The sequence below is a fragment of the Bradyrhizobium sp. CCBAU 11430 genome (assembly GCF_028128855.1).
Taxonomy (GTDB): domain Bacteria; phylum Pseudomonadota; class Alphaproteobacteria; order Rhizobiales; family Xanthobacteraceae; genus Bradyrhizobium; species Bradyrhizobium ottawaense.
In genome coordinates this window covers 187,957-208,743 of record NZ_LBJV01000067.1, presented here as the reverse complement: position 1 = coordinate 208,743, position 20,787 = coordinate 187,957, and the positions used below count along the sequence as shown (strand labels likewise).

The 20,787-nt window shown below is 58.6% G+C and carries 20 protein-coding genes; 8 read left to right on the top strand and 12 right to left on the bottom strand.

Annotated elements, in window-relative coordinates; translation table 11 throughout:
• Positions 1–5: 5 nt before the first annotated feature.
• The 5 genes from aroE to XI04_RS27125 are packed head-to-tail and all read right to left on the bottom strand — an operon-like array spanning position 6 to position 3,878.
• On the bottom strand, positions 6–833 hold the full coding sequence (gene aroE, locus XI04_RS27145) for a shikimate dehydrogenase (protein ID WP_038973325.1): 828 nt from the start codon (positions 831–833) through the stop codon (positions 6–8).
• Between the two features lie 3 nt (positions 834–836).
• Complete coding sequence (locus tag XI04_RS27140; protein ID WP_038949614.1) at positions 837–2,063, bottom strand: CaiB/BaiF CoA transferase family protein; 1,227 nt, start codon at positions 2,061–2,063, stop codon at positions 837–839.
• Complete coding sequence (locus XI04_RS27135; RefSeq protein WP_038949613.1) at positions 2,060–2,530, bottom strand: MaoC family dehydratase; 471 nt, start codon at positions 2,528–2,530, stop codon at positions 2,060–2,062. The genes XI04_RS27140 and XI04_RS27135 overlap by 4 nt, the downstream gene beginning before the upstream one ends.
• Positions 2,531–2,542: 12 nt before the next feature.
• On the bottom strand, positions 2,543–2,929 hold the full coding sequence (locus XI04_RS27130; protein WP_028142350.1) for a VOC family protein: 387 nt from the start codon (positions 2,927–2,929) through the stop codon (positions 2,543–2,545).
• Between the two features lie 4 nt (positions 2,930–2,933).
• Positions 2,934–3,878 carry a ketopantoate reductase family protein gene (locus XI04_RS27125; RefSeq protein ID WP_028142349.1) on the bottom strand — a complete coding sequence of 315 codons (945 nt, stop codon included), beginning with the start codon at positions 3,876–3,878 and terminating at the stop codon, positions 2,934–2,936.
• A gap of 102 nt (positions 3,879–3,980) precedes the next feature.
• On the opposite strand from XI04_RS27125, the gene XI04_RS27120 reads away from it, so the two are divergent.
• Positions 3,981–4,961, top strand: coding sequence for a LysR family transcriptional regulator (locus XI04_RS27120; protein ID WP_028142348.1), 981 nt, complete (start codon positions 3,981–3,983; stop codon positions 4,959–4,961).
• Positions 4,962–5,248: 287 nt separating this feature from the next.
• On the opposite strand, the gene XI04_RS27115 is transcribed toward XI04_RS27120, so the two are convergent.
• The 4 genes from XI04_RS27115 to XI04_RS38895 all read right to left on the bottom strand — a co-directional run bounded on the left by XI04_RS27115 (position 5,249) and on the right by XI04_RS38895 (position 7,964).
• Complete coding sequence (locus tag XI04_RS27115) at positions 5,249–5,545, bottom strand: hypothetical protein (protein ID WP_143279304.1); 297 nt, start codon at positions 5,543–5,545, stop codon at positions 5,249–5,251.
• Between the two features lie 189 nt (positions 5,546–5,734).
• A complete protein-coding gene (locus XI04_RS27110; RefSeq protein WP_028142347.1) occupies positions 5,735–5,926 on the bottom strand; it encodes a hypothetical protein in 192 nt (63 codons plus the stop codon).
• A 326-nt stretch (positions 5,927–6,252) separates the two neighbouring features.
• Entirely contained in the window at positions 6,253–7,236 is a 984-nt protein-coding gene (locus XI04_RS27105) for an ABC transporter substrate-binding protein (protein WP_028142346.1), read from the bottom strand.
• A 584-nt stretch (positions 7,237–7,820) separates the two neighbouring features.
• Positions 7,821–7,964, bottom strand: a complete 144-nt coding sequence (locus tag XI04_RS38895; RefSeq protein ID WP_376708912.1) for an H-NS family nucleoid-associated regulatory protein — start codon at positions 7,962–7,964, stop codon at positions 7,821–7,823.
• A 338-nt stretch (positions 7,965–8,302) separates the two neighbouring features.
• On the opposite strand from XI04_RS38895, the gene XI04_RS27095 reads away from it, so the two are divergent.
• Together XI04_RS27095 and gmd are read left to right on the top strand one after the other, a co-directional pair.
• Complete coding sequence (locus tag XI04_RS27095; protein ID WP_246554145.1) at positions 8,303–8,887, top strand: transglutaminase-like cysteine peptidase; 585 nt, start codon at positions 8,303–8,305, stop codon at positions 8,885–8,887.
• A 267-nt stretch (positions 8,888–9,154) separates the two neighbouring features.
• The gene (gmd, locus tag XI04_RS27090) at positions 9,155–10,246 is read left to right on the top strand and encodes a GDP-mannose 4,6-dehydratase (RefSeq protein WP_028142344.1); all 1,092 of its coding nucleotides are present in this window, start codon (positions 9,155–9,157) and stop codon (positions 10,244–10,246) included.
• 92 nt (positions 10,247–10,338) lie between these two features.
• On the opposite strand, the gene XI04_RS27085 is transcribed toward gmd, so the two are convergent.
• From XI04_RS27085 to XI04_RS27075, 3 genes are all read right to left on the bottom strand, one after another.
• A complete protein-coding gene (locus XI04_RS27085) occupies positions 10,339–11,646 on the bottom strand; it encodes a WcaI family glycosyltransferase (protein WP_028142343.1) in 1,308 nt (435 codons plus the stop codon).
• 63 nt (positions 11,647–11,709) lie between these two features.
• Entirely contained in the window at positions 11,710–12,684 is a 975-nt protein-coding gene (locus XI04_RS27080; RefSeq protein WP_028142342.1) for a GDP-L-fucose synthase family protein, read from the bottom strand.
• A 755-nt stretch (positions 12,685–13,439) separates the two neighbouring features.
• On the bottom strand, positions 13,440–14,441 hold the full coding sequence (locus XI04_RS27075) for an ABC transporter substrate-binding protein (RefSeq protein WP_271623822.1): 1,002 nt from the start codon (positions 14,439–14,441) through the stop codon (positions 13,440–13,442).
• Positions 14,442–14,824: 383 nt separating this feature from the next.
• Here XI04_RS27075 and XI04_RS27070 point away from each other — a divergent pair, with 383 nt between their 5' ends.
• The 5 genes from XI04_RS27070 (at position 14,825) to XI04_RS27050 (ending at position 20,758) form a co-directional block, all read left to right on the top strand.
• Positions 14,825–16,192, top strand: coding sequence for an undecaprenyl-phosphate glucose phosphotransferase (locus XI04_RS27070; protein WP_271623821.1), 1,368 nt, complete (start codon positions 14,825–14,827; stop codon positions 16,190–16,192).
• Positions 16,193–16,209: 17 nt separating this feature from the next.
• Positions 16,210–16,836 (top strand): hypothetical protein, encoded by a 627-nt coding sequence (locus XI04_RS27065; RefSeq protein WP_271623820.1) that lies wholly within the window; start codon positions 16,210–16,212, stop codon positions 16,834–16,836.
• Positions 16,837–16,936: 100 nt separating this feature from the next.
• On the top strand, positions 16,937–18,241 hold the full coding sequence (locus XI04_RS27060; RefSeq protein WP_271623819.1) for a lipopolysaccharide biosynthesis protein: 1,305 nt from the start codon (positions 16,937–16,939) through the stop codon (positions 18,239–18,241).
• Positions 18,242–18,245: 4 nt separating this feature from the next.
• On the top strand, positions 18,246–19,388 hold the full coding sequence (locus XI04_RS27055; protein ID WP_271623818.1) for a glycosyltransferase: 1,143 nt from the start codon (positions 18,246–18,248) through the stop codon (positions 19,386–19,388).
• Positions 19,389–19,534: 146 nt separating this feature from the next.
• On the top strand, positions 19,535–20,758 hold the full coding sequence (locus XI04_RS27050) for a hypothetical protein (RefSeq protein ID WP_271623817.1): 1,224 nt from the start codon (positions 19,535–19,537) through the stop codon (positions 20,756–20,758).
• The last annotated feature ends 29 nt before the right edge of the window (positions 20,759–20,787 follow it).

The following is a 20,787-nucleotide window of genomic DNA, read 5'->3' as shown; positions in this document are numbered from 1 at the left end:
GCCCGTCAGCGCAATGGTAGGGTCAGCTCGGCGATGACCTGAGCCGTGCTCGGTCGAACGCCGCGCCACCAGGCAAAAGCTTCTGCCGCCTGCTCCACCAGCATGCCGACGCCGTCGGCGAGCTTGGCTACGCCTTCGGCGCGGGCCGCTTGCAGAAAGGGAGTCAATCCCTTGCCGTAGGCAAGTTCGTACGCCAACTTCGCACCGCGGAAGACATTGCCGGGAAGTGGCGGCATCTCACCTCGCAGGCTGGCCGATGTCGCGTTAACCACGACGTCATAACCCTCGGCAAGATCGGCCAGTTCAGCATAGCCGCTGACGATCAGGGGACCACAACCGGCAAACTCTTCGGCCAATGCCACAGCCTTCGATAAGGTACGATTGACGAGAACCAGCTCGGACGGCTCCTGGCGCAGGAACGGCAGCAGCGCGCCACGCGCCGCGCCCCCGGCACCGAGCATCAGGACTCGCTGGCCGGCCATTTTGACACCGAGATTGATGGTGATGTCGCGCACAAGGCCGATCCCGTCAAAATTCTCGCCAATGATCCGATGGCCGTCGAACTTCAGGCAGTTTACGGCGCCAGCTCGGTCGGCGTTCTCTGAAAGCTCGTTTGCGTAGGCGAAGGCATCGAGCTTGAACGGGGCAGTGATGTTCAGTCCCTTGGCGCCCTCGGTCCGGAATTGATCAACCCGCCCGCTGAAGCCATTGAGGGGACCCTCGATCGCCTCATAGACAAGGTCCTGTCCTGTCATTCTGGCGAAAGTGCCATGGATGTGAGGTGATTTGCTGAAGCCGATCGGGTTGCCGATCACCGCATAACGGTCGCTCATCGCTCACTCCTGCACTGCGAGTTCGTTGTAGAGGACCCCGTCACGCACCATCGCCTCGACGAGCTCGGCCGAAAGTCCCAGCGACTCTGCAATGCGGCGATTGTCCTGGCCGAGCAGCGGCGCCGGAATTCGCACCGTGGTGTCGCAGTTGGAGAAGCGGAAGGGCAAGTTCGGTAACGTCACCTTGCCGAGCACAGGATGTTCCTGCTCGACCAGCATGCCGCGCGCGTGGATCTGCGGATCCTTCACGACCTCTTCGATGGTCTGCACGGGAGCGGACGGCACGCCTGCTTCGTCGAGTGCCGCAAGACAGGCGTCCCGAGAGGGCTGCGACAGCGTCCAGGTGCGCACAATCTCCATAGCTTCAGTATAGTGGGCGTTGCGCGCAGCAGGCGTGGTGAAGCGTTCGTCGGATGCCAGCGCGTCTCCTCCGATCAGGCTCGCCAATCGTCGCCACGCATCATCAACTTGCGCGGCGATGACAAGATTGCCGTCCCTTGCCGGAAAGACGCCGTAGACGGTCGAGTCTGGCTGTCCGCTTCCAGTCTGCTTCGGCAGATCGGTACCGCCGGAGAGGAAGTAGCGCTGCACTGCATAGTCGTGCATCGAGACCATGCAGTCGTACAGCGCCAGATCGATGTGTTGACCGCGCCCGGACGACGCGCGGCCGACCAGCGCGGCATTGATGGCAGCCACACCGTGAATGCCGGTATACATGTCGGCGAGTGGCATCCGCAGCAGCGGCGGCGCTTCGCCGGGGCAGCCCAGCTGCGCCAAAGCGCCCGACATCGCCTCTGCGATCAGGCCGAAGCCCGGACGGTCGGCATAGGGACCGGTGTGGCCATAGGCGGAGACCGAGCAGTAGATCAGCCCGGGATTGCGCGCCGACAGCGCCTTGTAGCCGAGCCCGAGTCGATCGAGCGCGCCGGGGCGGTAGTTCTCGATGAAGACGTCGGCCGTGTCGACCAGCTTCATCATCATGTCAAGACCGCGCTTATCGCGCAGGTCGATGCACACTCCCTGCTTGCCCATGTTCTGCTGCAGGAAGTAGCCGGACTGTCCGTCCTTGAAATAGCCATGGGCGCGGCCCGCATCGCCTGCCGTCGGACGCTCCACCTTGATGACCTCGGCGCCCATCGCGGCAAGGCAACGGCCCATGAACGGGCCTGCCAGGAAATGGCTGTAGTCGATGACGCGAATGCCCTTGAGCGGCAGATCCTGCGCGGTCATGCCCGCTCTCCCGCGACGCTAGTCTTCGATCGCATGGGAATCATCAGCCGGTGCTCGCCTAGCTGCACCACTTCGCCGCGCTGGTTGATCAGCTCCGAGGGCAGCACCACGATGCCCCACCCTTCCCGCTTCGTGGCGCGCATTGATCCAACGCGGAACTTCACATGCACGGTATCTCCGAGCTTGATCGGCAGCTTGAAATCCCACGTCCAGCCCAGCGACATTCCGGGAAGGAAGCGGTAGTCGGCACGGGTCTTCAAACCGTCGGCCAGCGACAGACCAAACAGCCCGTGCGCGACGCGCGTACCGAATGGTGTGGTCTTGGCGTATTCCTCGTCGACATGAACAGGCGTGAAGTCGCCCGTCAGTTCTGCGTAGGCATTCACCATCATTTCGGTAACCGTCACTGAGGGAGTGACGCATTCGTCGCCGACCTTGGCATCGTCCCAGTAGCGCTCATCGGTCATGTCGCGTGTTCCTTAGGCCCGTGGATTGATCGCCAGGGCCGCTTCCACAGCGCCTGCACTGGCTTGCAAGATTTCGACGTTCAGCCCGCCCGGCAGTTCGAGCCAGTTCGGTCCCGTAGGCAGCGCCTTGGCGCCCCAGGCGGCGGCACGGGCGAGCACACCTTCGTAGTCGTCGACCATGATCCCGAGATGGGCGAGGCGCCCCTCCGGTCCGACGAAGTTCGGATCCTCGATGAGTTGCACGCTTCCGAGCACCCATACCTGACGCGGGCGGGCACCATCGGCGGGTTGCTCGTCGCGAATGGGAAGACCAAGCACCTCACGAAAGAAACCAACGTGACGATCAACGTCCGGCACACGGATGGCGACGTGTTCGATGTAGGCACGGGGCAGCGACATCGTCTTAGGACCTTCCAGGATAGTCGCTGCGGGCGTATTCGATGCCCTTGACCAGCGCGACAAGGGTGGAATTGACGGGGGTCGGGACGTTGAGCCTGGCGCCCCAGCGCACGACGGACCCGTGGATGTAGTCGATCTCAGTCAAGTTGCCGGACTGCAAACTTTGCAACATCGACGTCTTGAACTCGGGCGGTAGACCAGCGGATGCCATCGTCCAAGCGCGCCGCGGGTCGGTGATCGAGATCTTCACGCCAGCCGCCCGCGCGACCGCGATGCCCTCTGAGATCGCGGCCAGCGCGCAATCTTCCAGGATCGGCAGCGAATAGAGACCGCCATAGGTCAGGCCGGTAATGGCAGTAATTCCTCCTCCGGCAACGTTGATGAACAGCTTGTCCCACATCGTGCCCAGGATGTTGTCGCTGAGCAGTGTGAGGATGCCGGCGCGGTTGAACGTCTCGGAAATTCGCCGTGCGCGTTCCGTCAAGCGTCCATCAAGCTCGCCGATGATGGTTTCCTTGCCGATGACCCCGGAGCGAACGTGACCGGGGCCGAGCAGCACGCCACCAACGTAGGTCTTGCCCGCCATGACCCGGTCACGACCAACTTCCTCCGACAGGATGTCCTCGTGGCCAAGACCATTTTGAAGCGACATCACGACCGTGTGCGGCCCGATGATCTGCGCGGCCGCCCGGATGGCCTCACTCGTGTGGTAGGATTTGACGAGGACGATGACGAGGTCAGCCTTGACGCCGACCTGGGCCGCGGACGTGCAGGCGGTGACCGTCACGACGGTCTCGGCGCTACCTTCGCGCATGCGAAGCCCGCGGGCGTTGATTGTGTCAACATGGGCCTGGAACGGATCAATTAGCCAGACCTCGGCTCCCCCACGCGCCAGCGTGCCGCCGATGGTCGAGCCTAAGGCCCCCGCTCCGATAAAGCAGATCCTCATCGAACGCTTCCCCCAGCGCCATTCTCGGCGTTGGTCGCGTGGTAGCAGGCTGGTTGACATTAAGATATGCTATGATTCTTATATGCATTATTGTCATTTGCAATGAAACCTCAGGATCACCCCGAGACGAAACTGCTGGAGCCTCGCCTGCTCAGGCTCTTCGATGCATTGTTCACCACGGGCAGTGTCACCAAGGCAGCCGAGAAACTCGGTCAGAGTCAGCCGACCATTTCGATCTGGCTGGCACGCCTGCGAAAGGAACTGGACGATCCACTCTTCATCCGCTCAGCACAGGGAATGTTGCCGACTCCGCGCGCCGAGGCTCTCATCGGCGCGGCCAGACAAGCGTTGGAGATGCTGCGTCGTCTGGCGGAGCTTCGCTCTGACTTTGATCCGGCGACTGCCAAGCGCCGCTTCGTCATCTGCATGACGGATGCGAGCCACATCACGCTGCTTCCGGCCATCCTCGCTCACGTTCGTCGCGTTGCGCCGGGCATCCGCATTGAGGCGGCGCAGATCGGCGGCGATACCCCACGAATGCTGCAGTCTGGCGAGGCCGATCTGGCGCTCGGCTACATCTCGGACCTCGACGCGGGGCACTTCCAACAGGCACTCTTTCCGCAGGATTGGGTCTGCCTGGCAAACGCAAGACATGCCCGGATCCGCAAGCGCATCACCGCAAAGGATTTCAGGCGGGAGGCACACGTCCTCATTCGCTCCGGCACCGGACATCAGTTGCTCGCGGACGCGCTACGGGAGCAGCGGATAGTCCTTGATGTCGTGCTTGAGCTACCCGGCTTTTTGGGGCTACCCGCGATCATCGGCACGACTGACCTGATCGCTACCCTCCCAAGGCACATTGGCGAAACGTTGGCTCATTATTACGGACTGAGCGTGCTCGACTGCCCGCTGGCGATCGCCGGCTTTACGGTGAAGCAATATTGGCACGCCCGCTTCCATCACGACCCGGCAAGCCAATGGTTGCGTGACGTATGCGGGGAGCTTTTTCAACAGCAGAAAGTGCGGGGTCTTTATCGTTCCGGTCCGCCAAGGAAACGAAGACCACGCGATTTGCAGTCGTAATGGTCCCCGGTAGCGGGGCAACGACCGCCCCCCTGGGGCCGCCGGCTGGGCCGACTGCGGCACGGCTGCAATTCCGCACATGCGCATCTCGACCGGTTGTCCGCTTCGTTCGCCATAGCACCCTATTCTACGATGAGGGCAAAACAGACCTGCCCGAGCAGCTTCCGCGGTATATGGAAGCCTCGGAGATAAGCCAGCCTGGCTACGCCGTTTAGTTCGATTCTGGACCGAGCCTTAGAATCTGTGTTTCCAAACGCGCCCAAAGTGCAACTGCTTACCGAATGAACTCAACAGCTTGAGATCTGGCTGGGGCGGGAGGGATCGAACCTCCGAATGGCGGAATCAAAATCAGGCAGGAGTCTGAGCAAAATCAACGGTTGTTCTGAATATCGTGCGATATTCGTCCCCAGGGAGAACAATAGGTCAGCGAGCTGTTCAGAACGGCGCCCGCCTTCAATTGCAACCTCGCCGGGTACGGAAGCGGGCTTTTGTCCTGGATTTCCCCGCCACAAGCCGGGCGCGCTGATCTTCTTCAATCGCCACGTCGTCGGCGGCGTGTATCCGGCAAGCTCCGATTTATCCATGAACCGGCTCGATGCTGCCGGGGCCGCGAGTTAGCTGCACGCCAGGCGCGCTTCACGCCCGGATCGCCTCATTCTCAAGCCCAAATAAGAGAACGAGAAGTTAGCGAGGGCGGATGTAGCCCTCGTGAGTAAAGACCCCCAGGGTCATTGCGGAGGCCCGCTCGGAAACGCCGCGTCAGGTCTGCTCTTTCATTTACCCTTTTGTTTTTCTTCTGCGCTTTTTCCATCGGAGCTTTTAGAGCGTTCTTCGAAGCGATCAGCGCCCTTGGCTAGATCGTGCCCCGTCTTGCTCTCGCTCTTCGCTTCTTCCTTAACAGTTGCCTCGCGCAAGCCTTCAGCGGCCCGTTCCTCCGCCTTTGATGCTTTTCGTTCGTCATCCATTTGCTGTTCCTCACTGATAAACACGCTTGTCCAGGAATACTTCCTTGTCTCTCTCATCAGCCGCAACAATTTCCCAATCAGATCGCCCGGACATTGTTCCAGTTCCGTTGAAGCTAGGTGCGCCTCCATGGCGTAAACCTCAGTCGAGCCGCGGTCCACGTTCCCTAAACAGCGCAACGCCGACATCGAAGTTACAAACAGTATGCCCGCCCTGGGTCAATCGTGTCGATCTAGTCGCGTTCTCGGCACGTCCGGGGGTGCCTTAACTGCTGACATGCCGGGCTGAACCGCGGTCTTCGCCTCAGGGCTAGGAGCAGAGGCATGCGTCACTCGATCACTTCGTCGGCGCGAGCGAGGAGATAGGGCGGGATAGTAAGGCCGATGTTCTTTGCTGTTTTGATATTGATCGCCAACTCGAATCTAGTCGGCTGTTCAATCGGAAGGTCGGCGGGTCGAGCGCCGCTCAGAATTTTTGCTGTATAGTCGGCAAGCTGACGCTGAACATCGGTGATGCGGGGCGAATAACTCATAAGTCCGCCGGATTTGACGAAAAATGACCATTCATAAGTCGCGGGGATCCGATACTGCTCGCACAACGCTGCGAGTTGCTCTCGGCGTGCAATATAGAATGCATCTGGACTGACAAGAAGCGCGGCATGCTTCCGGTTTCTGATTTCGCCGAAGGCAGCATAAATTTGCTCATCGGTGCTCGCCTCCAGGACGTGAATTTCTCGGCCAAGCGACTTGGCCGCAGCTTCGGCATCCGATACCACTACATTCGCGTTTGGATTCGTTGGATTTACCAGCGTAGCGATTGTTCCGCCTCCCGGTGTCAACTCTGCCAATAACTCAAGTCGCTTGGCGGTCAGTTGCGGAGTGTACATGCTCACGCCAGTCGCGTTTCCTCCCGGCCTGTTCAAACTGGAAACAACGCCAAGAAGTACCGGGTCCATGGCAATTGCAAACACGATCGGAATCGTCTTAGTCGCTTTCGTTGTCGCCAAGACTCCGTTTGTACCAGTGGCAGCGACGATCACTCGAACGCGATCCTGAATCAGATCTGCGATCAATTCCGGAAAGCGATCATACTTTCCATCCGCGAAGCGATACTCGATGGTGACGTTCTGGCCTTCTACAAGGCCCTTGGTGCGGAGACCATCCCGAAAGGCGTCGAGCAACTCCTTACTTTTGTCGGCTGAATCGAAGCCAAGATAGCCAATTGTTGGAAGTGCGCCCTTTTGCGCGTACGCCGCGCAAGGGAAGACAATTGCCGCGACGCCGAAAAGTGCAATCAATCCTCGCCACTTCATGGGCAGGCCCTCAAGGTCGTAAGGCGGCTAAGTGAGTATAGGTCAGCTGTTCGTCGCGCGCGATACAGATTGTCGCGCCGAGAAATACCGCATCGCAATGGGCCGGAGCCCGACCGGCTTTGGATCCAAATGCGAAGAAACTCAACGTCAGCATATCTAGTCCGCGCCGCCTCGCTGAGCGCAGGCCGAAGAGCGCGCGGCGTCATTCGCGAATGGGACGCGAGGAGACGTCCCCGAAATTATAAGGAGCTGAGGTCTGCTCAGGGTCACAGGTGGACGAACGAAGCTAGGCCGGCAACTGTCCGTTCTCCCCTTGAAGCGGACCCTTGGTCCGCGCTCAGCCGGGGCAGCTTCGGGCCAAAAACTGACATCGTCAGGCCTTCCGCCGGCCTCCATCCTATCGCTCGTTTGCCCGCTCACGGGTACCGCTGAAGGCCCCGACGCGGAATTGCTGGCTCCCCTGGGGAGCTTGCTCACCACCTGATAACAAAAAGCCCCGGGCGACGCCGGGGCTTTGAACTGCTTACCTTGATCAGGTGGGCAGATCAGTATTTCGCGTTTCCGACGCGATCGCGACCCACCGCTCAATTTGTCTCGCGCTTTTGAACCGAAGCCCGCTCGATGAGGAAATCGTCTAACTGCCGACCGCCTCGGAGCTGCGGTTGGAGCCACCGCGGTAGCCTGCCGCGACCGCACCATTCTCCGACGGGTTCTTCGGATTTCGGTATTTGGGACGAACGGGCGGGTATGGACGGCGATCCTGTGGAGCCGCTCCTCCAACTGTGCTTTTTGCACCAAGATTTACGTCACGTTCCGGCGAAGAGGACATCCGGACGAGGTCTTGCACGGACCCTAGCTTCATTCCGCAAGCAGCTCCATACGACAGAGCGGGAGCAGACACCTCCAAATCTTGCAGGTGTTCGAGGCCACAGACTCCTATACCCTGGCCGCCTTCACCTCGTTCAGATCAAGCGCGCGCACGCTGCTCCACGATTGTGCATCGATTGCCTCACAATTATCGTAGCGCTTCCACCGCATCGCAATATACTTCGCCTAGCAATCAGGAATGCCAGGCGAAGTTTTGATGATCAGGCATGCGGTCCGCATGCTGGCCATAATGTATTGCGTTTGCAGCCAGCCCGCCTATTCGAACTACGAATCCCAAGCGGTGACGCCACCGCTGTCATTCTCACAATTCTGCATTCAATATCCCGACGATTGCCAGCGTCACGACGACCGCAGGGTCCGAGATTTCCGTTCCTCAATTCAGCGTTGGCGAGAACTCGCACAAATCAATTCAATCGTGAATTTTGGCATAACCCCAAGGGATCCGCCCGCAAGCCGACGTGACGCGGAATGGCAGATATTCCCTGACGAGGGCAATTGCGGCGACTATGCCGTCACCAAGCGGCATCTGCTGCTGCGATCCGGCTGGCCCAGCTCGGCCCTCCTTCTCGCCGAGGTCGTCGTGCGAGCGACTGGAGAGCACCATCTTGTGCTGCTCGTGCGTGAGGGAAGAGCAGTCCTCGTACTCGATAATCTGAGTCCAGTGGTCACGCCGCTTGTAGATGCTTTGGATCGGTTCACTATCCTGCGTGCGGAGTCGGGAACGGATCCACAACGGTGGACACGGGAAGTCGCGACCTTCTAGCTGGCATTCTGATCAACGGGGCCAAGCCTCATATGGTCAAGAATCCGATCTAGTTCTTTCCGCGGTTTGGAGGCCTCTCGCCCGACTACGATCAAACGAGGGACGGACACCTTGAACGGCACTGCGCCTCGCACGTACTCGGAGGAGATCCTTTGGCGCGCCGGCTGGAGCCAAACGCTGTTAATCTAAGCTTGATTTTCGCTCCATTTCGCCCTCCCTAACCAGGTCAATTTCGTGTAAGCACCAATTTCCATCTTTGGGACTGATATGACAAAGAAACGAGCACTTATTACCGGCGTCACTGGCCAGGACGGCGCCTATTTGGCCGAACTTCTTTTGCAGAAGGGATACGAGGTCCACGGCATCAAGCGCCGGACCTCGCTGTTTAACACCGATCGCATCGATCATCTGTATCTCGATCCGCACGAGCCTGACCCGCCCTTTCGGCTCCACTATGGCGATCTGACGGACTCCTCGAGCCTGATCCGGATTGTCGGCCAGGTGCAGCCGGACGAGATCTACAATCTCGCGGCGCAGAGTCACGTGGCCGTTTCATTCGAGGAGCCGGAGTATACGGCGAACTCCGACGGCCTGGGCACACTTCGAATTCTCGAGGCCATGCGGATCGTTGGACTGGAAAAGACGACCCGATTTTACCAGGCATCGACCTCGGAACTGTACGGTCTGGTCCAGGAAATCCCGCAAAAGGAGACCACTCCTTTCTACCCCCGGTCGCCGTACGCCGTCGCCAAGCTCTATGCCTACTGGATCACGGTCAATTACCGTGAAGCTTACGGGATGTATGCCTGCAACGGCATTCTCTTCAATCACGAATCTCCCGTCCGGGGTGAGACTTTCGTCACCCGAAAAATCACGCGGGCATTGGCCCGGATCCATCTGGGCCTGCAGGAGCGGTTGTATCTCGGCAATCTCGATGCATTGCGCGATTGGGGACACGCGCGCGACTATGTCGAGATGCAGTGGCTTATGTTGCAACAAGAAAAGCCGGAAGATTTCGTCATCGCGACCGGTGTTCAACATTCGGTTCGAGATTTCGTTAACGTGGCGGCGAGCGAAGTCGGCATGCAGATCCGATGGGAGGGGGCCGGCGTCGACGAGAAGGGTTACAATGTTGCAAACGGAAAATGCGTGGTGTCGGTCGACCCGCGCTATTTCCGCCCAACAGAGGTCGCCACTTTGCTTGGCGATCCGTCCAAGGCGAAAGAAAGACTCGGCTGGCAGCCCCAGACCTCATTCGAGAGCCTCGTTCGCGAGATGATGAAGGAAGATCTCGAATCCGCAAAACGCGATGAGCTGATTAAGCAGCACGGCTTTAGGTATTTCCCGCGCCACGAGTAGTCCTGGCAGATCGGCCAGCAAGGCAAGAAGCCAGATGAGCGCCCATCGCGGCGCTCATTTTTTTGGACGACAACGAATTGAGATCAGATGCTTTAAGGTGACCGAACGGCATCCTCCACTGGAAGCCCAATGTCGCCGGCAGCGTTTTTCGAGTCGACATTCTTCTGCCCTGTCGCACTGCCCTGCCCTGCCATGGCCTCCGACCACCGGTGCACAATTGCGCGTCGATCCCAACGATCAAGCGCGCGCCTTCTTCCTTCTTCGCCGTAATGCTCACGGAGAGCCGGCGCCTCGCTGAGCTGGCAAATTGCAAGCTCAAGCGCCGACGAATCTCCGGGTGGAATCACCAGGCCCGCATCCGTGACTTCCGCCGCGAGGCCCGTGCCTTCTTCAGCCATCGCAATGACCGGCCGAGCCGACGCGAAGATCGCGCCAAGCTTGGAGGGCAACACCAGATCGGCGGCCTCGGCTTTCTGCGGGATCAGATGAAAATCGGCCGTGGCCATCAATTGATTGAAACTTTCGTTGGGCTGAAGCCCGAGAAAATGGACATTGCGACGTCCGGCAGCGAGCTGCTCCAGCCTCATTTTATGTGGCCCATCGCCTGCAAGGATGAAGTGGATATGAGGATGGCTCTCCTCCAAACCGATCGCAGCCTCGATCACGAGTTCAAGGCCTTGCTTGTTCGACATTGTTCCGGAGTAGAGCGCAACGATATCGGCCGCGCCCAGCTTCAGCTGCTGACGGTATTTGGTCATTCGCGAACCCGGGCAGATCGCGTTGGTGTCAATCCAGTTTCTCACCTCGGCTGTCTTGTCAGGACTCAACCCCTTGATTCTCAACCGGTCCACCATCGCTTGAGAGATGGTTGAAACATGGTCGAACGATTTGAGGATCGCCGCTTCGGCTCGAAGCATCCATTTTCGCAAGTTAGGATTGCGTAGCAGACCAAGATCAAATGCCGCGTCCACCTCGAAGTCCTGCACATGAAGCCATGATTTGGCACCGACGCAACGAGCGACGAATGAGACGAAGGCAGCCGACATTAATGATGGTGCGACGGCGATCATAACGTCGGGGCGCCAGGATAGCGCCTCAACGAGGATCGGCGCCCCGCTCGTAAGCGCGAATGAAGCGTGATGAACCAGCCGCTTGGCGCCCGAGGGATGTCCGGGCACATAAATCGGCGTACGGGTCACGCGAACGCCCTGAATATCTCTCGACCTGAAATACGACGACTTGAACGCCGGGGGAATCTTCCAGGCTGGATAATACGGAGGTGCCGTAATGACCCTGACTTCATGACCTTCGGCAGCCAAGCTTTCGCAGAGCTCAGCGTTGTATTTTGCCACACCGATCAGATCGGGGGCATAGTTGATGCCGACCAAGAGAACACGCATAAAGCCCCGCCCAAATCAAAAGTTCGCAATAAAAAAGTTTCTTGTAGTCTTACGTAGTTTTTCTCAGCGCGTCGCGCTGACTTCCAGATGACGTCCAGAGCCCTTTAAAAAGTCTGCGTAGGCGGCCGCGAGACCGGCCCGCAGGGCGACGTTCGGTCGCCAGCCAAGCCCTCGAATTCTCGAGCTATCGAGCAGCTTGCGTGGCGTGCCGTCAGGCTTTGACGCATCGAACGCGAGCTCGCCCTGATAGCCCACGACCTCCGCGACTGTCCTCGCAAAATCGGCGATCGACAATTCGTCGCCGCTGCCGACATTGATCGGAAGATCGCTTGAATAGTTCTTCAGAAGGAAGACGCAGGCATCGGCAAAATCGTCGACGTTGAGGAATTCGCGGAGCGGTGTGCCGGTGCCCCACACCGAGACGCTGGTTGCATTGGCCAGCTTGGCTTCATGGAAGCGCCGGATCAACGCGGCCGGGACGTGACTATGATCGGGATGATAATTGTCGCCGCGGCCGTAGAGATTGGTCGGCATTACCGAGATGAAATCGTCGCCATATTGCCGACGATACGCCTGGCACATCTTGAGGCCGGCAATCTTGGCGATCGCATACCACTCGTTGGTCGGCTCGAGCGGCCCGGTCAACAATTCGCTTTCGGCGATCGGCTGCTTGGCGTGCTTTGGATAGATGCACGACGAGCCGAGGAACAGCAGGCGCCGCACACCAACCGCGTGACTTGCACGGATCACGCTCAATTCCAGCGCAAGGTTGTCGCAGAGAAAGTCGACCGGGAAATTGTTGTTGGCCGCGATACCGCCAACTTTTGCAGCGGCATGAATCACGACGTCCGGGCGATTGGCCTCGAGCCATCTGAGCGTGGGTTCTTCCTTTGTCAGATCCAGCTCACGCCGATCAGCCGTCAGCACGGTGCAATTTTCCGACACAAGCCGGCGGACGACAGCTGATCCCACCATGCCGCGGTGACCCGCGACGAAGACACGTTTGCCCGTGAGATCGTAGGTTGAAGCCCCTGTCATCGTATCCTCTACCGGCGTTCGATTGGCCGGACCGTCACTTCTGTGAGATCCGGCTACCGCCGCATTACGCAATCACGCTGCCGATGCAGCCCCGCCAAACTGGTAACACAATCTTCACCATGCAACAGCCTATCCCGGCCCGACAAAGATATTCATGGTGAACCCGTGCTGCGCGCACAAAAGAGCAGCACACGGCGAAACAAAAATGAGCAAGGCAGCCGCATGAGCTGTGCGGCTGCCTTGTAAATCTTCTAAAAAGCGGCGCTCGCCGCTTTAGGTCAGCCGAAGTTCAGTACGCCCGACGCAGGACAGGGCCGACGGGCGCGCAAACGCGGTCCATATACCAGCCATAGGGCGTCTCGACCCGCACCAAGGGGCAATGGCGCGACGGCACATATCTATATGGGTAGGGCTGCGCCCAGAACGTGACAGGCGTCGCCTGGCTTGCACCCGTCAGGAGGGCCGCCGGCGCCGGCATTTGCATCGCCGCGCTTGCTCCGCTCGCTGCGCAGAAGGAAACGGCGGCGGCCAAAAGGCCTCCTCGCATCATGGTCTTAAACATCCCAAAAAAGCTCCTCGCCCCTGCGGATTTGGTCCATTCCCCGCGCCCCACCAGGCCGCAACCCGAGGACCACCGCGAACCAGCCTAAATAGTAAAGCCTAGATTACCAAGGCTAGGGCCAAAAAGGCAACCGACGGCGCAGCTTGGGGAGGGCCTTTATAGCGATATGGCGGGCAACTGTGGCTTCTTGGTCCTATTTTTCCTCGCTCCAGGCGCCCGGGGCAGCAAGGTCGGGTGAACGTCGGTACACATCTCGGAGGAACTGGTAGTTGACGGTCTGGGCCAGCGGCACGTCCTCTTCGCCAAGTTTGGCGAAGAGGAGAATGTCCCGAAGCGTCCGCCAACGGCTTTCGTCGTAATCGCCGATGCGCCCCCCTGTCGGCAAAACGAGCGGACGTAGCTGCTGCAGTTCGAATTTCAGCCGCTCGGGATTCAAACTGGCCGGCCCGGTCCCAGCCAGAACGGGCACGCTCCGTGCATAGTCCGCGTAGGTGAATTGCCATCCCCGGATGAGGCCCTGAAGGACATCGGCAATCATGGATGGCTGTTCATGGACGAGAGCGTTACTCGCGAAGTAGACCAAGCCAGGAACATGGATGCCATAGTCTTGCGGTTTGATGACATTCAGCTTCGTGAACGTCGAACTGGAGGGATCCGGCTGCTCGTCGATTCCAGCGATGATCGCATCCACCTGCCCGCCCCGCAGAGCTTCGAAGCTGTCGCGGTCTGGCACCTTGGTAATCTGGCTGCGGGGCAGCCCGAGCTGCGCCATCATGGCGTCGAAAACGACGTCGCCCTCACTCGCCCTACGGTATCCGACTCGCTTTCCGACCAAATCAGCCGGACGCCGCAATCCCGAGGCTTCAAGCGTGAAAATCGCGACAGAGGTATCGAGGAAGCTTGCCGCAAACGCAGTCACAGGGACGCCGCGCCAACTCGCCAGCAGGAACTTCTGGCCGCTCGTCACGCCGATGGCACGTTGGCGTGCAATCGTCTGGACGAACTCTGGGTCTTCGGGCAGGGCCGCCATTTCAATGCGGGAGGAGAAGTACCCCTGCCTCGATGCAGAGAGTTCGCCGGCAAACCGCGCGCCATACGGCCCGTCGAGGAGGAGCTTGACCGCGACGGCCGCGGAGGCCGTCGGAGTTCGTACGGGGGCCGCATCGGGGCGAAGAAGCAGAAGCGCGGTCCCCACCAAGGCCGCGGCAGCGAGGCCAATGGCGAGGTAACGCCTCCCTTTCGGCCGGGGCCGCCGCCGGGACTGGGTTCGGGGCAACGAGAACTTCCTAACGGGTTGTGAAATTTAGCATATCAGTCGAGGCGAGATGGGCTACAATGAAGCTTCTGGGGTAAGGTTAATTTTCCCTTCGCCTTGTTTTAAAAGCGATTTTGACCGATAGCACGGCGCGTTCGGATAATGAATTTTGCGTCAATGGGCTTGGCAAGATGACAATTCTTTCCACTCGACCAGTGCCCGTCCCTGATTCCGCGACGGAAATTGGTACGGTCGAGCAATCTCCGGCAACAGCGACAGGCTATGCGCCGAGCTGGCTGCGTCCCGTGGTTGTCGAGCGGTTGATGGCCGTGGTCGATGCGGCGCTGATCGTGGTCAGCGGGATCGGCTGCGCGGTCGGCTATCACATCGCCACCGCGGGCACGCTCGGCAAGGCGGACGTCTATGCGGCGGCGAGCGTCCTGGTCGCAATCAATTTCATCCTCCTGACCAGCGTGCAGCACGGCTATCGCCTGAAAGCCATCACCGACTTGGCCCGCACGTTCCGGATGACGCTGACGACGTGGACCGGCTTGTTCGGCGCGTTGCTGGCGATCGCCTTCACGATGAAGGTCAGCGACGAGTTCTCCCGCGGCACCACCATCTCGTTCTATCTGGTCGGCCTCGCCGTTCTGCTCGCCTGGAAGATCGCGGCCGCGCGCTGGACCGCGCATGGCTTGCGCACCGGCGCCTTCGCCAACGGCCGCGCCATCATGATCGCCGAATTCGGCCTTGCCACCTCGTCCAACGCGGTCGATGACCTCGGCCAGCACGGCTACCGCCTGATGCGGGTCATGGAAATCCCCGCCAAGGAGCTCGCCTCGCCGCTGCTGCTGTCGCAGCTGGCGCCGCGCTTCGAGGAGCTGATCACTTATGCGCGCGAGAACCGGATCGAGCACGTCTTCCTGCTGATGAACTGGAGCCGGCAGCACGCGATCGACAGCATCCTGGACGCGCTGAAGATCCTCCCCGTCCCGGTGCATCTGGTGCCGGACCCCAACACGGCGCGCTTCCTGCGCTATCCGCTTGAAGGCACCGGCAACACCTTCACCGCCGAGCTGCGCCGCGCTCCGCTGACCTTTCGCGAACGTGCGCTGAAGCGGGCGCTGGATCTCGTCGGGGCGAGCTTTGCGCTTCTGGTGTTCGCGCCCGTGATGCTGGTGACCGCGATCCTGATCAAGCTGACCTCGAAGGGCCCGGTGTTCTTCCGCCAGACCCGCCACGGCTTTGGCGGGCGCGCGTTCAAGATCTTCAAATTCCGCACCATGCGCGTGCTGGAGGACGGCCCGACCATCGTCCAGGCGCAGAAGAACGACCCGCGCGTCACGCCAATCGGCAAATGGCTGCGCAAGACCTCGATCGACGAGCTGCCGCAGCTCCTCAACGTGCTCAAGGGCGACATGTCGCTGGTCGGCCCCCGCCCGCACGCGGCCGCCCACAACACCGAATATGAGCAGATCATCGGCAACTACGCCTTCCGCCACCACGTCAAGCCCGGCATCACCGGCTGGGCCCAGGTTAATGGTTATCGCGGAGAAACCCGCACGCTCGAGCTGATGCAGAAGCGCGTGGAGCATGACCTGTGGTACATCAATAACTGGGGCTTGTGGTTGGATGCGAGGATTATCCTTAGAACAGCAACGAGCACCTTTGGGCAGAGCAAAGCCTATTGAACGTGGTGGAGATGCAGTTGAACCTTTTCGAACGTATCTATCGGGCAGACGAAAGCCGCAAATCTCGATTTCACACCGCTTCCGGCGTGCTTTGTGCAAATCCAGCGGACATTTCCTACGCGCTCGCAACCACCGTTAGTCGGACGCTATTCGGCAAACTGGCAAAGCAACCGTGGCTTGTGAATAAGGCCATCGCGGCGATCGAAGGCCACGTTCGGAACGCCCGTGTATTCGAGTATGGCGCCGGCATGTCGACCCTTTGGTTTTCTGAGCGGGCCGCAGAGGTTAGATCCGTAGAATCGAATGAAAGCTGGTCCAAGCGCGTAAATGCTTTGCTTGCCGCCGAGGGTAAGCCGCCGGTGACACTGGAAAAAGATCCCGAGGCTTACGCTCGTTGCATCAACTCGCACCAAGGCGATTTCGATATCGTTTTGGTCGATGGGATCAATCGACGCCGGTGCGTCGAAGAAGGTATCCCGAAGCTTCGTAAGGGCGGCCTCCTGATCCTGGACAACACGGATGTAAATACTGATCTTATTGCGACGGCACTGGCAGCCGGCAGTTTTGAGATCGACCGATATTCGGGTTATGCGCCGGGAGTCCTTCATCCGAACGAGACCTCCGTTCTCACGAAGCTGGCCTGATGACGCCGCGCTCTCTGGATTTGGTGGACCTAAAGAGCAGTTTTGGATCCGAACCGGACTCGGTGCCACAATTAGTCGCATGTCCATAAGACAAAGAATCTTGAATGGAACGATCGTGAATGCGGCCGGCATCACGATGGCAGCTATCGCGCAAATCGCCACCGTGCCAATTCTTACCCACACTTGGGGTGTCGACCGTTATGGCGCATGGCTGATGCTGACAACCATGCCCGCATATCTTGCTCTATCAGACCTTGGCTTTGCGTCAGCCGCGACCAGCGACATGACGATGCAAGTGGCGCGCGGCATGCACTCGCAAGTTCGCGCTACATTTCAAAGCGCCTGGGTCCTCGTAAATACTGTTTCGATCGCTATCATCCTTGCCACTCTCGCATTGGCCTTTGTGCTCCCGCTCGTTGGCACGCTGCCGACATGGGCGCAGGAGCACCAGATCTCGCTTGTGGTGCTAATTCTATATTCCGCCGTGGTGATGAACGCTCGAATCGTGTTGGCTGGACTTCGAGCAACTCAGAATTACGCACTTGGTACCATGCTGTACCAAGTCATGACTCTTCTCGAGGTAACCGCCACTCTGACTGTGGCCTGGTCGGGTGGCAGTTTTGCGGCGTGCGCTTCGGCAATGCTTTGCGTGCAAATCCTGAACTTTTTGCTGATGCTGGCCACTCTCCAGAAACGCGTTCCCTGGTTGAGGTTGGGGATCGGCCAAGCGGCACTCCCCGAGATCCGCCGCCTATGGATACCCGCCCTTGCCGCGATGGCCATCCCTTCCGCGCTGGCGATCAATCTCCAGGGAATGGTACTTGTGACCGGCGTTTTTATATCTGCGACGGCAGCAGCTACGTTTGCGTCCGTGCGCACAGTCAGTCGGGTGGCAATTCAGATGGTTGGCGCGATCAACCGCGCGACGATGCCTGAATTGTCCGCAGCCGGCGCAACAGGTCAGCGGGCAGCGTTGGCTAAGATGGTGGCTCTCAACCTCGCAACCGTGGGATTTGTACTTATACCTGGTGCAGTTCTGTTCGGGACTATTGGCGATCGGCTGGTTAGCATTTGGACCGGAGGGAGGATTCAGCCGAACGCTCTATTCGTCCTGCTGGTCGCCTTGGCAACGGTAGCACATGGCCTGTGGTATTACACCTCCAATCTGATGCTTGCATCGAACGAACATACCGCAGTGAGCGGGCTGCTCGTATCCGTATCGATCGGATCTGTACTGCTGGCCATTCCAGTTGCGCACTTCGTGGGCTTGTTCGGAATGGGGCTTGTGCTGCTTCTGACGGAAACCGCTTGTTTGATTGGCGTCCTGAAGGTTGCTGTTCAATCCAAGCTGATTGATCCGAAGGACGTGAAATCCGCCTTCACCCCTCAGTTTTGGCGCTCCTGAACAGATGAACACCAGTTTGAACGAATCGATCGCTTTTGTCTGGGATAACTTTGGGCCGATGCATGTCGATCGCGTCGATGCCGTCGCCGCGCATTTCACCAATCGGCGTCCGGTAATTGGAATTGAGATTTGCGGCGACAGCGACGTCTACGATTGGGTTCCTGAGGATGGTAGCAAATTTCGCAAAATCATCTTGTTTCCGCACAAAAAGCTAGCTGCCATCGGCACTCTTGAGCGCGCCCGCAAGATTATTTTGGCATGCGTGCAAGGACGTGCGTCCGATATCTTTCTTTGCCACTACGATCATCCAGCAACCTTCATTGCGGCAAGCTGTTTGCGCGCGCTCGGCAGGCGCGTCTACGCGATGGGATGCTCTAAATTCGACGACTATCAACGCAACTTGTGGCGCGAGGTCGGGAAGAGCCTGTTCTACTTGCCTTACTGCGGGGGAATCTCATCCGGAAGGCGCGCCAGAGACTACATGCGATTTCTGGGCATTCCCGCCGGCAAGATCCAGACCGAATACAATACGCTCTCGGTCGATCGTATCCGAAAGCTTGCAGGCGTCGAACCGGCACCTGGCGGCGTTCCTTTCGAGCAACGACATTTCACCATTGTTGCGCGGCTCGTGCCGAAGAAGAACATCGCGATGGCTCTCGACGCGTACGCGCTCTATCGAACGAGTTCAGCGCTCCCCCATGACCTGCACCTCTGCGGATCAGGTCCCCTTGAAAAAGAGTTGAGGCAGCAAGCGGAAAGGCTCGGAATTGCGTCCTATTTGACCTTTCATGGATTCCTTCAAACTGAGCAGGTCGCTAAGATTCTCGGATCAACACTGGCGCTCCTGCTGCCAAGCGCCGAAGAACAATTCGGTAACGTCGTCATAGAGGCTCAGGCGATGGGGGTACCGGTTATTTTGTCCGACAATTGTGGCGCGCGCGATGTTCTCGTTCGGTCAGGCGTTAATGGATTCGTTATTGAGCCCGACAATCCGCGCGGGCTTGCGTACTTTATGGAGATCATCGGACTGGACAAACGCCTATTCTCTCGCCTAGCCGCAGAATCAGCGGCTGGTGATCGTGCAGACGCTGGTCAGTTCGCTCATGGCGTCGCGTCCCTTGTAAGCGAGAGTACGACAAGCTCATGACTCGAATTAGCTTCCTAGTCGCGTACTATGTCCTCAATTGCATTTTCGCCGCGGAGCCCTACTCGATCGCCTTGACGCTACCACTCCTGCTACTTTGTTGTCTCAATTTATATCCCATCAAAGAGCAGTTTTTTGTAGCCGAGGACATGATCTGGCTGATCACTTACCTCTTTTTCGTCATTGGCCCGTGTCAGACAATCGGAGACGGGTACATCGGAAAGACAGCCGGGCCGGTAGCGGGAATTTCATTCACTGACGCAGAGTTGGCGCAAACCGCACTGCTGATCTTCTTGTTTTTTCTTACCGTCACCATCACAAAGTTCTTTTTCAAACCAAAGATTCCGAGAACTTTTAATTTGGTGCTTTCGGCGGCGCACACCGGACCGCTGATAATGCTAAATATTCTAGCCTTTGCTGCGTTCGTCATCTTCTCAGGCGGCATCTCAAATGTACTCGCGTCACGAGCAGATAAGCTACGGGATGAGATTTCTACTATTGCGACGGCGTTTCTCGCCTTACAAATAGTTAGCGCGATATTGACTACGACGATCTATAGAACGTCGCCAGCATCGCGTCTCGCCGCACCTGCAACTCTCCTAGTTCTTACCCTGCTGCTGGTATCGCAAAATCCGTATAATTCGGCGCGGTACTACCTACTGGCAGCTTGGCTTCCCATCATTTTCATTTGGTTTGGAGGCCGCATTAGAGCCGTCGCCTGCTACGGCGGGGTTTTCTTCGCCATCGTATTCCTGATGCCGGTGCTAAGTTTAACTAGCCGCTTCGGGAGAGACTTAAGTCGGGCACTAGAGAATATCGATCTGAAGGAGGCCTTCTTTCATCTACCATATATCGATGTCTTCGACATGCTGGCTTACGAAGTGAAATACTTGGCATCCGCTGACTTCCTATGGGGAGAAAAAACCCTGGGACTTCTGCTGTTCTTCGTTCCGAGGTCGATATGGCCGGGGAAGGCCACGCTGCTAGCAGTGGACATGGGAACAGGTCTTACTGACGCGAAAATCGCGGGGACGCCGAACCTCTCTCTATTTTTTGCCGGAGAATTCTACGCGGATTTCGGGCTGATCGGGGTAGTTCTTGGCGCTTTCTCGGTTACCTTTTTGCTTATAAGATTGGGATCAATGCGCCGCCCACTAGTTAACGGGCTTAATCTGCGGGCTCTTGTGTTCATAGCCGCGACACCAATTCTAATGCGCGGCCCCTTCGGCGCGAATGCGCCTTTATCACTAATGGAATTTCTTTGTCTGGCAGGACTGACGAGCGTGTTTTGCTCAAAACGTGAGATGCCCAAGCTTTCGTCTCGGTCCGCCATCGACGTACGTTCAGTAAGACAGAGCGGCTTATCAGAATGAAGCAACTTCATATTATAGCCTCAACTGAT

What these genes read in the sequence shown, in the direction of transcription:
- aroE (WP_038973325.1), bottom strand. Translation starts at nt 833, where the DNA reads ATGAGCGACCGTTATGCGGTGATCGGCAACCCGATCGGCTTCAGCAAA.
- XI04_RS27140 (WP_038949614.1), bottom strand. Translation starts at nt 2,063, where the DNA reads ATGACCGCGCAGGATCTGCCGCTCAAGGGCATTCGCGTCATCGACTAC.
- XI04_RS27135 (WP_038949613.1), bottom strand. Translation starts at nt 2,530, where the DNA reads ATGACCGATGAGCGCTACTGGGACGATGCCAAGGTCGGCGACGAATGC.
- XI04_RS27130 (WP_028142350.1), bottom strand. Translation starts at nt 2,929, where the DNA reads ATGTCGCTGCCCCGTGCCTACATCGAACACGTCGCCATCCGTGTGCCG.
- XI04_RS27125 (WP_028142349.1), bottom strand. Translation starts at nt 3,878, where the DNA reads ATGAGGATCTGCTTTATCGGAGCGGGGGCCTTAGGCTCGACCATCGGC.
- XI04_RS27120 (WP_028142348.1), top strand. Translation starts at nt 3,981, where the DNA reads ATGAAACCTCAGGATCACCCCGAGACGAAACTGCTGGAGCCTCGCCTG.
- XI04_RS27115 (WP_143279304.1), bottom strand. Translation starts at nt 5,545, where the DNA reads ATGGATAAATCGGAGCTTGCCGGATACACGCCGCCGACGACGTGGCGA.
- XI04_RS27110 (WP_028142347.1), bottom strand. Translation starts at nt 5,926, where the DNA reads ATGGATGACGAACGAAAAGCATCAAAGGCGGAGGAACGGGCCGCTGAA.
- XI04_RS27105 (WP_028142346.1), bottom strand. Translation starts at nt 7,236, where the DNA reads ATGAAGTGGCGAGGATTGATTGCACTTTTCGGCGTCGCGGCAATTGTC.
- XI04_RS27095 (WP_246554145.1), top strand. Translation starts at nt 8,303, where the DNA reads ATGCCAGGCGAAGTTTTGATGATCAGGCATGCGGTCCGCATGCTGGCC.
- gmd (WP_028142344.1), top strand. Translation starts at nt 9,155, where the DNA reads ATGACAAAGAAACGAGCACTTATTACCGGCGTCACTGGCCAGGACGGC.
- XI04_RS27085 (WP_028142343.1), bottom strand. Translation starts at nt 11,646, where the DNA reads ATGCGTGTTCTCTTGGTCGGCATCAACTATGCCCCCGATCTGATCGGT.
- XI04_RS27080 (WP_028142342.1), bottom strand. Translation starts at nt 12,684, where the DNA reads ATGACAGGGGCTTCAACCTACGATCTCACGGGCAAACGTGTCTTCGTC.
- XI04_RS27070 (WP_271623821.1), top strand. Translation starts at nt 14,825, where the DNA reads ATGGCCGTGGTCGATGCGGCGCTGATCGTGGTCAGCGGGATCGGCTGC.
- XI04_RS27055 (WP_271623818.1), top strand. Translation starts at nt 18,246, where the DNA reads ATGAACACCAGTTTGAACGAATCGATCGCTTTTGTCTGGGATAACTTT.
- XI04_RS27050 (WP_271623817.1), top strand. Translation starts at nt 19,535, where the DNA reads ATGATCTGGCTGATCACTTACCTCTTTTTCGTCATTGGCCCGTGTCAG.